This window comes from Devosia sp. LjRoot3 (genome assembly GCF_964252865.1).
In the GTDB taxonomy this organism is placed as follows: domain Bacteria; phylum Pseudomonadota; class Alphaproteobacteria; order Rhizobiales; family Devosiaceae; genus Devosia.
Genome location: NZ_CAXUPK020000004.1, coordinates 359,981 through 372,391, shown reverse-complemented (window position 1 = coordinate 372,391; position 12,411 = coordinate 359,981). Strand labels below are relative to the sequence as shown.

Here is a 12,411-nt window from a genome sequence, read left to right as displayed (position 1 = left end):
ATCAAAGTTCGTTCCGGCAGGTGGGCCTGACCACCCCCCAACTCTCCCCCACGGCGGGCCGGCCTGTCGGAACGAAATCTCTTTTTTGCGGGAGAGTGAAATGACCGATTTTGTGGACCGCGTGGTGGCAACACCAGCGGCTTTGGACTTGCTGCACGACATCGAGGCGCGGCACGGCAAGGTGATGTTTCACCAGTCCGGCGGCTGCTGCGATGGCTCTTCGCCCATGTGCTATCCCATAGGCGACTTCATCCTCGGCGATCGCGATGTGCAGATGGGCGAGATCGGCGGCGCGCCGTTTTATATGTCGCCCAGCCAGTTCGAATATTGGCAACATACCCAGCTCATCATCGACGCCATTCCCGGCCGGGGCGGCATGTTCAGTTTGGACAATGGGACGGAGCGGCGGTTTCTGACGCGGTCGCGAGTGTTTTCGGATGAGGAGCATGCGCGGAGAAGGCCGATTGCGGTGCAGTAAGGGGGCGTAAGAACGCCCCTCCCCATCGTCATTGCCGGGCTTGTCCCGGCAATCCATCTTGCCAAGGCATGGACCACCGGGACAAGCCCGGTGGTGACGAGTGAGGGGACGTTTGCGATTTCAATGAAACTGCGCGGTTTCCGTCGATTCACCCATGGCCGTGGTGGCGCTCTTGCCTTCGCTTACGGCAAGGGAGACCGCGTCGAAATAGCTGGTGCCCACTTCGCGCTGGTGGCGAACCGCCGAAAAACCATGGGCTTCGGCGGCGAATTCGGCTTGTTGCAGGCGCGAATAGCCGGCCATGCCATCGGCCTTGTAGGCGCGGGCCAGTTCGAACGTGGTGAGGCTGAGATTGTGGAACCCGGCTAGGGTGATGAACTGGTATTTGTAGCCCATGGCGGCGATTTCGCGCTGGAAGCTGGCCATGGCGGTCTCGTCCATGTGGCGCGCCCAGTTAAAACTCGGCGAGCAATTATAGGCCAGCATCTGGTCCGGATGGACCTTTCGCACGGCCTCGGCGAACTTTTTGGCCTCGGCCAGATCCGGCTTGCTGGTTTCGCACCAGATGAGATCGGCATAGGGCGCATAGGCAATACCCCTCGCGATGGCGGCGTCGATGCCGCCCTTGAGGCGGTAAAAACCTTCGGGCGTGCGTTCGTCCGTCACGAAGGGCCGGTCATATTCGTCGATATCCGAGGTGATAAGCCGCGCCGCTTCCGCATCGGTGCGGGCCATGATCAGGGTCGGCACGTCCATGACATCGGCAGCGAGACGCGCGGCGTTGAGAGTGCGGATGAATTGGCTGGTGGGCACCAGCACCTTGCCGCCGAGGTGGCCGCACTTCTTTTCCGAAGCAAGCTGATCCTCGAAATGCACGGCGGCCGCGCCGGCTTCGATCATGGATTTCATCAGCTCGAAGGCATTGAGCGCGCCGCCAAAGCCGGCTTCGGCATCGGCGATGATGGGCACGAAGAAGTCGAGGTCGGTGGTCGCGATCCCGTCGGCCTGTTCCATGCTCTGGATCTGGTCGGCGCGCTGCAGCGCCTTGTTGATGCGGCGGACCACGGCGGGGACGCTGTCGACGGGATAAAGCGACTGGTCGGGATACATATTGCCCGAAGAGTTCGCATCGGCAGCCACCTGCCAGCCGCTCAGATAAATGGCCTGCAACCCGGCTTTCACCTGTTGCACCGCCTGGTTGCCCGTAAAGGTGCCAAGGGTCGGCACAAAATCCTGGCTGTGCAGCAGCTCCCAAAGGCGGCGGGCGCCGTTCTCGGCCAGCGTGTGGCGGATCGGCAAGGAGCCGGAGAGGCGCGCGACATCGGCGCGAGAAAAGGTGCGGGAAATGGTCTTCCAGCGATCGGGCGCATAGTCGGGCGCCGGAAACTGTTCGGGTTGGCTGGGCTTGTCGAGCATGTCGGGTCTCCTCAATTGGACATGGCTTCGCCGGTCCCGCCCGGAGGCGGGATCTGGCATTTTGTGGGATTGGCGGGGGTTTAGGCGGGGACCTTGCGGCTAAAGGTGGCGGCGAACATGCCACCGCCGGAGAACAGTTCGGTGCTGTCGGCGCCGCTAACCAGGGCAAACTGGTGACGGCCGATCTTGCCGGCAATGGCATAGCCCTGTTCGTCGAGGCCGCGCGCCTTGAACTGGGCCATGGCTTCGTGGGCACTGGGGGCGATGATGGTCAGATATTCTTCGCGTTCGCTGATGCTGGGGCTCATCTCCAGAACTCCTCTTGGCTGGATGATGTAAAGATTTGACAATTCCGCCCAGAAAGCAAGAATAGACCGGAAATCGGCTAGTAAAGCTGTCAATCGCCGTCAATTTTGACGCTGTGAATTGTAAAGTCTGTAAAGACTGGCACGGAGGAGACGATGGTTGCCGAAGCCGAAATGCAGATCGGCGGCCGCATCAAGCGGCTGCGACGGCAGAAAAAAGTGTCGCAGGCGGACCTGGCCCAGGCACTGGGTATTTCCGCGAGCTATCTGAACCTGATCGAGCACAATCGCCGCAAGGTGACGGTGCCTCTCTTGTTTTCACTGGCCGGGCAATTGGGCGTTGAGCCCGGCGAATTGGTGGACAGCGACGAGGGGCGGTTGGTTGGCGACCTGATGGAAGCTTTTGGCGATGACCTTTTTGCCGATAGCGACATCACCAATCTCGAAATCCGCGACCTCGCGCAATCCAACCCCGCGGCGGCGCGGGCGGTTCTGCGGCTTTACGATCGCTATCGGCTGCTGGGCAGCGCCGGGGCGCAGAAGGTGGACGCAGCGGAGCCGCCCTTCCATATGGCGACCGATGCCATTTCCGATTTCCTGCAGGAGAGCGCCAACCACTTTCCGGCACTGGAGGCGGCGGCGGAGCGCATTCGCGGTGACATCGACAATTTTGGCGACAGTTTTGAGAGCGGATTGAAGGCCTATCTCTTCAATGTCTTTGGGCAGGAGGTGCGGCTGGCCTCGCTGCCGCACGGCATTGCAAGGCAGCGCGAGCCCTCGGGGCGAGCCATCCTGATTTCCGACCTCTTGCCGAGCGAAACCGCGCAATTCCTTCTCGCCCATCATCTGGGGGAACTGGCGGCCGGGACCGAGATCGAGGCCACCATCGACGCGGCAAACCTGTCCGAGGGCGATGCGCCGGCCTTGGCGCGAAACGTCCTGGCGGCCTATTTCGCCGGGGCATTGATTATGCCCTATGAGCCTTTTCTGAAGGCCTGTCGCGACCATCGCTATGATATCGAGCGGATCGGGCGGCGCTTTGCGGCCAGCTTCGAGCAGGTCTGCCACCGCATGACCACGCTGCAGCGCAAGGGGGCGCAGGGCATTCCGCTGCATCTGGTGCGGACGGATATTGCCGGGAACATTTCAAAGCGCTTTTCGCTTTCGGGCATTCATATTCCGCGCCATTCGGGCGCCTGCCCGCGCTGGAATGTGTATGAAGCCTTCATGGCGCCCGAGCGCATTCATGTGCAGGTGAGCCAGATGCCCGATGGGCAGCGCTATTTCTGCATTGCCCGCGCCATCATCAAGGGCGGCTATCGCTACAATGCGCCCAAAAGCTACCTTTCCATCGGGCTTGGCTGCTCGGCGCATCATGCGCGGGACATGGTCTATGCCGATGGCATTGATGTGTTCGGTGAGGGCCAGGCCGTGCCGGTTGGAACTGGCTGCCGCACCTGTCCACGCATGGAATGCGGCCAGCGGGCGCATCCGCCGGCAGACCATAGATTCGGCCTCGACGGGACGAGCCGCCCCGAGAGCTTTTATGCGCGGATGACGTGACGGAAAGGAAGGAAAACTGGCGGAGAGAGAGGGATTCGAACCCCCGATAGAGTTGCCCCTATGCCGCATTTCGAGTGCGGTGCATTCAACCGCTCTGCCATCTCTCCGCGAGATCGAAAAGGGATCGTTGAAAATCCCGGCCGGTCGATACGGGGCGGCTTATGGCATAGCGTGAGGCGGGCTGCAACACCCCTTATGCGCGGATGTCACAGAAAGCGATCTCCGCCTCTCGCAGTCACAAATCCGTGTCGAGCGATCTCCTTTCGCAAATCCGCGTTGTTGTGGCGTCAGGCACAAATCTTTTCAGGGAAACGACTTATGGTTACGCGACGCATACTCGTTGCCGGCATGGCCGGCTTGCCAATAGCCGGGCTTGCGGCCAATCTTTTGGGCACCAGCTTTGCATTTTCCCAGGACGCAACCATGGCCGACACTATTGCTACGAGCGAGGGCGACCTCGCCATTCATCCGGTCGAACATGCGAGCCTGGTGCTCGAATGGGGTGGAAAGGTCATTTATGTCGACCCCGTGGGCGGGGCCGCGCTCTATGAAGGCCTGCCGGCTCCGACGGCCATTCTCATTACCCACGGCCACGGCGACCATTTTGACGTGCCGACCCTCGAAGCCATTGCCGGCGCGGCGCCGCTCCTCACCAATGAGGACGTTTTTGGGAAATTGCCCGAGGCGCTGAAGGCCAATGCCAGATCCATCGCCAACGGGGCGGATGGCGAGCTTGATGGGGTCAAACTGAAAGCCATCGCGGCGCATAACACCACCGAAGACCGCATGCGCTACCACCCGGTCGGGGTCGGCAATGGCTATGTTCTTAGGTTCGGCGACACGCTTGTCTATGTGGCGGGCGACACCGAGCCGACCGAGGACATGCTGGCACTGACGGGCATCGCCGTTGCTTTCCTGCCCATGAACCTGCCCTATACGATGACGCCCGAGCAGGCCATTGAAGCGATCAATGTCTTCAAGCCGGGGATCATCTATCCCTATCACTATGGCGACAGTGACCTTTCGGTGCTCGAAGCCGGGGTTGGCGATCATACCGAAGTGCGGCTGCGGGACTGGTATCCGAACGGCAGGGGCTGAGGGGCCGACACGCCGCCGAAAACCGCGACGGCGCTTGACTCTTGAGGCCTTTTTCACGATAAGCCCCCGATCCCACGCGCACTGGTCCCACCGGTGCGCTGGTTTTGTTTGAAAACGCTGCCTGAGGCTGCCGGTCGGAAATCTCCGGCCCAAGACTTGAAAACCGCGGAAAAGGCATGAAAACCGCGGTGCCGCAGGGCGCGACAGAAAAGGGACCGGGCGTTTGAAGCGTTCGGTTGTGCATATGACTTTTGCAGTCATCAAGACGGGCGGCAAGCAGTACAAGGTTGCTGCCAATGACGTCATCAAGATCGAAAAGCTCGACGCCGAAGCCGGCGACATCGTCACCTTTGACGAAGTCCTGATGGTTGGCGACGTGATTGGCGCTCCGCTGGTTGAAGGCGCACTCGTTGCTGCCGAGCTGGTCGAGACCAAGAAGCAGAAGACCGTCATCATCTTCAAGAAGCGTCGCCGCCACAATTCGCGTCGCCGCAACGGTCACCGCCAGCTGCTGACCACCGTGCGCATCACTGAAATTCTGACCGGCGGCGCCAAGCCGACGATCAAGGCTGCCGCCAAGGCCGAAGCCACCGATGCCGTGACCGAAAAGGCCCCGGCCAAGAAGGCTGCCAAGGCTGACGCTGCCGAAGCAACCGAAGCCAAGGCCGCACCGAAGAAGGCTGCGCCCAAGAAGGCCGCTGCTGAAGGCGAAGCCGCTGAAAAGCCGGCAAAGAAGGCCCCGGCCAAGAAGGCCGCTCCCAAGACCGACCAGGAATAAGAGGAAGCTAGACCATGGCACATAAGAAAGCAGGCGGTTCATCCCGCAACGGTCGTGATACCGCTGGCCGTCGTCTCGGCGTGAAGAAGTTCGGTGGCGAAGCTGTCGTCGCCGGCAACATCATCATCCGTCAACGCGGCACCAAGTGGGCTGTGGGCACCGGTGTTGGCCTCGGCAAGGATCACACGATCTATGCTCTGGTTGATGGCAGCGTCGCGTTCCGCACCCGCGCGAACAATAAAGTACACGTGTCTGTCATCCCGGCAGAGGCCGCCGAATAACCCGGCAGGCCCCAACGACCAGCCGGAGACCAGTTCCCCGGCGGCGTTTGGCGACAAACCAGACTTTTGAAGGGGGACCGGTCAGCCGGTCCCCCTTTTCGCTTCTGGAGCATTAGCATGACCACCATCAAGGACCGCCTGCCCGCCTCGATCCGCACCGAACGCCTGGTGCTGACCGTGCCGACCGTGGCCCATGCTCCAGCAATCGCCCAACTGGCCAATAATAAGAACGTCCATCGCTGGATGGCGCGACTCCCCTTTCCCTATGCGCTAAGCGACGCCGAATTTTTCGTTGAAGAGATCGTACCTACGGCCGAAGAAGCGTGCTTCGCCATCGAGGCAGACGGCACATTTATTGGCGTGGTCGGGCTCCATTTTGCCGATGGTCAGGTTCCTGAGCTCGGCTACTGGCTGGGCGAGGCTTTTTGGGGCCAGGGCTATGCCAGCGAAGCGGCACGAGCCTTGGTGGCAGAGGCACGAGCGGCGGGCGCCACCGCCCTGCGCTCACGCGCGCTCAAGGAAAATGCCGGCTCGCGCAACGTCCTGCGCAAAGCCGGCTTCACCGAAACCGGCGAAGCGATCGAGGCGGCAAACAATCTTGCCGGCCAGACCATGGTGCTCATGCGGTTGGAGTTTGGCGAGAGATGACCGAGCTTGTCACCGATAGACTGATCCTGCGGGCGCCCCGACCCGAGGACGCGCCCTGCTACGCTTTGGGCATCAGCGAGTTCGCCGTGGCCAAATGGCTGACCCCGGTGCCCTGGCCCTATACGCTCTCCATGGCGCAGGAGTTTTTACGCCTGGCTCCGGCGCCGACGCCCGAAAAAGCCTTCTTCATCATCGAGCATCCGAAAAAGGGGCTGATCGGTTGCGTGACGCTGATGACCGAACTCGGCTTCTGGATATCGCGCCCGCATTGGCACAGGGGTTTTGGGATGGAAGCGGCTTCTGCCCTGATCGACTGGCATTTTGACGGCACGGGCGCGGAAAGCATTCGCTCGAGCGCCCACCACAACAATGTGGCCTCGCTCAGACTCAAGGCCAAGCTCGGCTTTGTGGCGACGGGGCGGGAAATGCGCTTTTCCCAGGCGCTGCAGCACAATGTCGAGCACGTAACGACGGCGTTGAGCCGCGCCGACTGGCGGGCAAGAAGGAATGATCTATGCGCCTGAGAAACGCCCTGCCGGAAACGATCGCCACTGAACGACTGCGGCTGCGCACGCCGGTGCTGTCCGATCTCGATGCACTGGTGGAGGGCATCAACAACTGGAACGTCGCCGGGCCGACGGCTAGCCTAGCCTTTCCTTACCTGCCCGAACACGGGATCGAGTTTATTGAACAGTTTGCGCGGGCGCCCGAGCAGCGGCCCTATGCGATTGCCCAAAAGACAGACAACAGACTGATCGGCATCGTTGGACTCAAATTCGCCGATGAACATCCGCCTGAACTCGCCTATTGGATCGCAGAACCCCATTGGGGGCAGGGTTTTGCTGGTGAGGCCGCCTTGGGCCTGCTCAGCGCAGCCACCGAAATCGGCATCGATGTGATCAAGGCGCGCGTGCTGGGCTCTAATTCGGCCTCGCAACGCGTCCTCGAAAAAACCGGTTTCGTTGTGATCGAGCGCACTGAAAGCGTTGTCGAACGGCACAAGGGAAAGCCGCTGCTTATTCTGGAGCGACGCCGATGATGCTGCCGATCATCGAGACGGAACGGCTGATCCTGCGCACCCCGCGTGCGCAGGATGCCGAGGCCATTGCGCGCTACCTCAACGATTTTGAGGTGGCGGGCAATCTGGCGCGCGTGCCCTTCCCCTACCATCTCTCCGATGCCAAGGCGTGGCTGCGGACACGCCACCCCGATGTCGAGCCCGACGACGCCAATTTTACCATCGAGGTCAAGGGCGAGGGCTATGTGGGCCATATCGGCTTTCACCCCGGCCCCGATGGACCGGTGATCGGCTATTGGTTGGGAAAGCCCTTTTGGGGGCGCGGGATCATGACCGAGGCGAGCATTGCCTGCCTCGACTGGTTCTTCGAAACCACCAAAGCGCCAGTCGTCTATTCCGGCGTTTTTCACTTCAACCTGGCTTCCCTGGCGATCCAGCAGAAGCTGGGCTTTACCCAATCGGGACGAAGCTACCTGCTCTGCCTTGCGCGCGACGCCGAGGTGGAGCATATCGACACAGAACTGACGCTTGGCGTCTGGAAGGCACGACGCACATGAAATTTCTCGATCAGGCCAAGATCTACATCAAGTCCGGCGATGGCGGCGGCGGCGCCGTCAGCTTTCACCGCGAAAAATTCATCGAGTTCGGTGGCCCCGATGGCGGCAATGGTGGACGCGGCGGCGACGTCGTGGCGGTCTGTGCCGATGGCCTCAACACGCTGATCGACTTCCGCTACGCCCAACACTTTCGCGCGCCGACGGGCGTGCATGGCATGGGCAAGAACCGCGCCGGCGCCAATGGCGAAGACATCGTTCTGCGCGTACCCAAGGGCACGCAGATCTTTGAGGAAGATCAGGAAACCCTGATCGCCGATTTTACGGAAATCGGCCAGCGCGTCGTGCTGCTCCAGGGTGGCAATGGCGGTTTTGGTAATGCCTATTTCAAGACCAGCTCCAACCAGGCGCCGCGCCACGCCAATCCCGGCCAGCCGGGCCTCGAAAAAGGCATCTGGCTGCGCCTGAAACTGATCGCGGACGCGGGGCTTGTGGGCCAGCCCAATGCCGGCAAGTCAACGTTTTTGGCGGCTGTTTCGGCGGCCAAGCCGAAAATTGCGGACTATCCGTTTACGACGCTACACCCCAACCTCGGTGTCGTCCGCGCGGGCGAGCGCGAATTCGTGCTGGCCGACATTCCGGGCCTCATTGAAGGCGCCAGCGAAGGTATTGGTATTGGTGACCGCTTCCTCGGCCATATCGAGCGCTGCGGCGTGCTGATCCACCTCATCGATGGCACCAATGAAGACGTGGCGCATGTCTATAAGGCTGTGCGCTATGAACTGGCGGCCTATGCCGACGTGCTGGCGGAAAAACCCGAGATTGTCGTGCTCAACAAGATCGACGCCCTGGCGCCCGAAGAGCTCAAGGCCAAGATGAAGGCACTGAAAAAGGTCAGCAAGGCCGAAGTGCGCGCCATTTCGGGTGCGACGGGCGAAGGCGTCGAGCAGGTGCTCTATGACGTGCTCGGCGTGATCGACGAGAGCCGCGCCGAAGAGGCTGCAGCCCTCGCGCCCAAGACCGAAGAGAAGTGGACCCCCTGATGTCAGCCAATGCGCTGGCGCCCTATCGGCGCATTACCATCAAGATTGGTTCGGCGCTGCTGGTCGACAAAACCGGTAAACTGCGCAAGGCATGGCTCGACGATCTCGCCGAAGACATTGCGGCGCTGAAGGCGGAAGGGCGCGATATCGTCGTCGTCTCTTCGGGCGCCATTGCGCTGGGGCGTGGGCTGCTTGGATTGTCCGCCGTTTCGCTGACGCTGGAACAATCGCAGGCAGCGGCGAGCGCGGGGCAGATTGCCCTGTCGCAGGCCTGGGCCGAAGCGCTGGCGCGGCACAATATCGTCACGGGGCAGATTCTGATTACCCCCAACATCACCGAAGAGCGCCGCTACTATCTCAATGCGCGGACCACGGTGACGACCCTGCTTGGCCTCGGCGCCATTCCGATTTTCAACGAGAATGACAGCGTGGCGACGGCGGAAATCCGCTATGGCGACAATGATCGCCTTTCGGCGCGCGTTGCCACGATGATCGAGGCCGATTGCCTCGTGCTGCTCTCGGACATCGACGGGCTTTATACGGCGCCGCCGGCGAAAGACCCGAATGCGCAGCATATTCCGGTGGTGGAAAGTATTACCCCTGCCATCGAAGCCATGGCGGGCGGCGCGGCGAGCCATCTATCGCGCGGCGGCATGACCACCAAGGTGGAAGCGGGAAAAATCGCGACGCTGGCCGGCACGGCCATGGTAATCGCCAAGGGTACGGAAACGCATCCGCTCAAAACACTGACTGAAGGCGGTCGCCACACGCTGTTCCACCCTGCCCGCTCGCGAGCGCAGGCGCGAAAGCGCTGGATCATGGGGACGCTCACGGTTGCCGGTACGATACAGGTCGATGCCGGCGCAGCGCGGGCTCTTAATCAGGGCCGCTCCCTGCTGCCGATTGGCGTGACCAAGATCACCGGCGAGTTCGAGCGCGGCGACACCGTTGCCATTACCGATCCCGATGGACGCGAAATCGCACGCGGTCTCTCGGGTTTCGACAGCGACGATGCGCGCCTCATCATCGGCAAGCGCAGCGATGTGGTGATCGAACTGTTGGGCGCCGGCAGCCGTGCGGCCATGATCCATCGTGACAACCTGGTGCTGACGGCGGCCATGGAGGAAATGAACCAATGAGCCTCGCTGAAGTCGCCTCCAATGACATTCCGACGCTGATGCTTGAGCTGGGCCGCAAGGCTAGGGCCGCGGCGAGCAAGCTCGCGACGGCAAGTGCGGAGCGCAAATATGCGGCGCTGATCGGGGCCGCCGAGGCCGTACGCAATCACAAGGCTGACATTCTGGCCGCCAATGCCCTGGACATGGAGAATGCCCAGGCCAAGGGCATGACCAAGGCGTTTCAGGATCGGCTGCTGCTGACCGAAGCGCGGCTCGACGGCATTATCGATGCGCTGCGCACCATTGCCGAATTGCCCGATCCCGTTGGCGGGATCATTGCCGAATGGGACCGGCCCAATGGCCTCCACATCGAGCGCGTACGTACCCCGCTCGGCGTCATCGGTGTGATCTATGAAAGCCGGCCCAATGTGACGGCGGATGCAGGCGCGCTGTGCCTGAAATCAGGCAATGCGGTCATTCTGCGCGGCGGCAGCGACAGTGTGCATTCTTCGCGCGCTCTGGTCGATTGTCTGCGGCTGGGCCTCAAGCTTGCTGGCCTGCCGGAAGACGGCGTGCAGCTGGTGCCGACCACCGATCGCTCCGCCGTGGGCGAATTGCTTGGGGGTCTTGGCGGCGCTATCGACGTGATCGTGCCGCGCGGCGGCAAGTCGCTCGTGGCCCGGGTGCAGTCCGAAGCCCGCGTACCGGTCTTTGCGCACCTCGAAGGCCTCGTGCACGTCTATATCGACCGCTCGGCCGACCTCGACAAAGCCGTCTCCGTGACGCTCAACGCCAAGATGCGTCGCACCGGTATTTGTGGGGCCGCGGAAACGCTGCTCGTGCACAAGGACGTGGTATCGACCCACCTCAAGCCCATCATCGATGCGCTCGTCGACAAGGGTTGCGAAATCCGCGGCGATGCCACCGTGCAGTCGCTGATCGCGGAAGCAAAGCCGGCGACCGAAGAGGATTGGAAGACCGAATACGAGGATGCGATCATCTCCGTAAAGGTGGTCGACAGCGTCGAGGCGGCCATTGCGCACATAGGAAAATATTCGAGCCACCATACCGAGGCGATCATTGCCGAGGATGCGGTGGCGGTCGAAAAGTTCTTCAACGAGATCGATAGCGCCATTCTCGTCCACAATGCGTCCACGCAGTTTGCCGATGGCGGCGAATTCGGCTTTGGCGGCGAGATCGGTATCGCGACCGGAAAAATGCACGCGCGTGGCCCGGTGGGCGTCGAGCAATTGACCAGCTTCAAATACCGCGTTCGCGGCAATGGGCAGCTCCGACCCTGACGTGACCTTGCGTGCTGCCATCCGCATTCCCGGCATAACAGACCTGCCGCCCTCCGGCAGCGGTATGCGCATTGGCCTCTTCGGCGGCAGTTTCAATCCCATTCATGCCGGCCATGTGCTGGTGATGGAAGAGACCATGCGCCGGCTGGAACTCGATGCGCTCTGGGTGCTTGTGACGCCCGGCAATCCGCTGAAAAACCATTCCGAACTCGCCCCGCTGGCCGACCGAGTGCAGGCGGCACGGGCGCTGATCAACAATCCGCGTATTCGTGTCACCGGCTTTGAGGCCCAAAAAGGCTTTCGCTACACTTGGCAGACCGTACGCTTTCTGACGCATTCTCTGGCCGATCGGCGCTTTGTCTGGATCATGGGCGCGGACAGCCTTGCCGACTTCCATCGCTGGGAGCGCTGGCAGGATATTGCGAACACTCTGCCGATCGCGGTCTATGCGCGGCCCGGCTCGTCCAACCGCGCGCTGGCCTCGCGCGCGGCCCTCGCCCTGGCCCACGGGCAGATCGACCAGGAGGATGCGCCTGTGCTCGCAAGCCTGCCACCTCCTGCCTGGGTCTATCTTCACGGACGTCAATCGAGCCTGTCTTCAAGTGCAATTCGGGCGTCAAAACCCCGGAATTCCTAGACTTGTAGCCTTCGTCTTGCAGAAATGACGGAAAACGCGCATATTCAGGGAAATGATCGCTGTTTTCGGAACAGGAACTGACGGCTTGCCGTTTGCCAAGACGCCGCAATATTCCGATCAACAACCAAGGATGCTGACTAATCGCATGACTCATGCTCACGCATGGGCGGAAG

The 12,411-nt window shown here is 61.6% G+C and carries 15 protein-coding genes and 1 tRNA gene; 13 read left to right on the top strand and 3 right to left on the bottom strand.

The genetic code is table 11. The features are described 5' to 3' along the window. The first annotated feature begins 100 nt into the window (after positions 1-100). Positions 101-478 carry a DUF779 domain-containing protein gene (locus tag ACSQ2A_RS16545; protein WP_436073114.1) on the top strand — a complete coding sequence of 126 codons (378 nt, stop codon included), beginning with the start codon at positions 101-103 and terminating at the stop codon, positions 476-478. A gap of 120 nt (positions 479-598) precedes the next feature. Here the strand turns inward: ACSQ2A_RS16545 and aceA are convergent, their stop codons facing one another. After that, entirely contained in the window at positions 599-1,894 is a 1,296-nt protein-coding gene (gene aceA, locus ACSQ2A_RS16540) for an isocitrate lyase (protein ID WP_436073113.1), read from the bottom strand. An 80-nt stretch (positions 1,895-1,974) separates the two neighbouring features. After that, positions 1,975-2,202 carry a hypothetical protein gene (locus ACSQ2A_RS16535; protein ID WP_295412864.1) on the bottom strand — a complete coding sequence of 76 codons (228 nt, stop codon included), beginning with the start codon at positions 2,200-2,202 and terminating at the stop codon, positions 1,975-1,977. Positions 2,203-2,355: 153 nt separating this feature from the next. Between ACSQ2A_RS16535 and ACSQ2A_RS16530 the strand changes: the two genes are divergently transcribed. Continuing rightward, complete coding sequence (locus tag ACSQ2A_RS16530; RefSeq protein WP_436073112.1) at positions 2,356-3,762, top strand: helix-turn-helix domain-containing protein; 1,407 nt, start codon at positions 2,356-2,358, stop codon at positions 3,760-3,762. A 17-nt stretch (positions 3,763-3,779) separates the two neighbouring features. Here ACSQ2A_RS16530 and ACSQ2A_RS16525 read toward each other — a convergent pair. After that, positions 3,780-3,869 (bottom strand) — tRNA-Ser (locus ACSQ2A_RS16525). Positions 3,870-4,080: 211 nt separating this feature from the next. Here ACSQ2A_RS16525 and ACSQ2A_RS16520 point away from each other — a divergent pair. From ACSQ2A_RS16520 to ACSQ2A_RS16470, 11 genes are all read left to right on the top strand, one after another. Continuing rightward, a complete protein-coding gene (locus ACSQ2A_RS16520; RefSeq protein ID WP_436073111.1) occupies positions 4,081-4,860 on the top strand; it encodes an MBL fold metallo-hydrolase in 780 nt (259 codons plus the stop codon). Between the two features lie 244 nt (positions 4,861-5,104). Next, positions 5,105-5,638, top strand: coding sequence for a 50S ribosomal protein L21 (gene rplU, locus ACSQ2A_RS16515; protein WP_436073228.1), 534 nt, complete (start codon positions 5,105-5,107; stop codon positions 5,636-5,638). Between the two features lie 14 nt (positions 5,639-5,652). Next, positions 5,653-5,919, top strand: coding sequence for a 50S ribosomal protein L27 (gene rpmA, locus ACSQ2A_RS16510; RefSeq protein ID WP_092426362.1), 267 nt, complete (start codon positions 5,653-5,655; stop codon positions 5,917-5,919). Positions 5,920-6,036: 117 nt separating this feature from the next. After that, positions 6,037-6,567, top strand: coding sequence for a GNAT family N-acetyltransferase (locus ACSQ2A_RS16505; RefSeq protein WP_436073110.1), 531 nt, complete (start codon positions 6,037-6,039; stop codon positions 6,565-6,567). After that, entirely contained in the window at positions 6,564-7,091 is a 528-nt protein-coding gene (locus tag ACSQ2A_RS16500) for a GNAT family N-acetyltransferase (protein WP_436073109.1), read from the top strand. The genes ACSQ2A_RS16505 and ACSQ2A_RS16500 overlap by 4 nt, the downstream gene beginning before the upstream one ends. Beyond that, a complete protein-coding gene (locus tag ACSQ2A_RS16495; protein ID WP_436073108.1) occupies positions 7,082-7,606 on the top strand; it encodes a GNAT family N-acetyltransferase in 525 nt (174 codons plus the stop codon). The genes ACSQ2A_RS16500 and ACSQ2A_RS16495 overlap by 10 nt, the downstream gene beginning before the upstream one ends. Further along, positions 7,603-8,142: a GNAT family N-acetyltransferase gene (locus ACSQ2A_RS16490; RefSeq protein WP_436073107.1), complete on the top strand. Its 540-nt coding sequence runs from the start codon at positions 7,603-7,605 to the stop codon at positions 8,140-8,142. Before ACSQ2A_RS16495 ends, ACSQ2A_RS16490 begins: the two co-directional genes overlap by 4 nt. Next, positions 8,139-9,182: a GTPase ObgE gene (obgE, locus tag ACSQ2A_RS16485; RefSeq protein ID WP_436073106.1), complete on the top strand. Its 1,044-nt coding sequence runs from the start codon at positions 8,139-8,141 to the stop codon at positions 9,180-9,182. Before ACSQ2A_RS16490 ends, obgE begins: the two co-directional genes overlap by 4 nt. After that, positions 9,182-10,321 (top strand): glutamate 5-kinase, encoded by a 1,140-nt coding sequence (gene proB, locus ACSQ2A_RS16480; protein WP_436073105.1) that lies wholly within the window; start codon positions 9,182-9,184, stop codon positions 10,319-10,321. Before obgE ends, proB begins: the two co-directional genes overlap by 1 nt. Beyond that, the gene (locus ACSQ2A_RS16475) at positions 10,318-11,601 is read left to right on the top strand and encodes a glutamate-5-semialdehyde dehydrogenase (protein ID WP_436073104.1); all 1,284 of its coding nucleotides are present in this window, start codon (positions 10,318-10,320) and stop codon (positions 11,599-11,601) included. The genes proB and ACSQ2A_RS16475 overlap by 4 nt, the downstream gene beginning before the upstream one ends. 1 nt (position 11,602) lies before the next feature. Continuing rightward, positions 11,603-12,238 carry a nicotinate-nucleotide adenylyltransferase gene (locus ACSQ2A_RS16470; protein ID WP_436073103.1) on the top strand — a complete coding sequence of 212 codons (636 nt, stop codon included), beginning with the start codon at positions 11,603-11,605 and terminating at the stop codon, positions 12,236-12,238. Positions 12,239-12,411 lie beyond the last annotated feature (173 nt).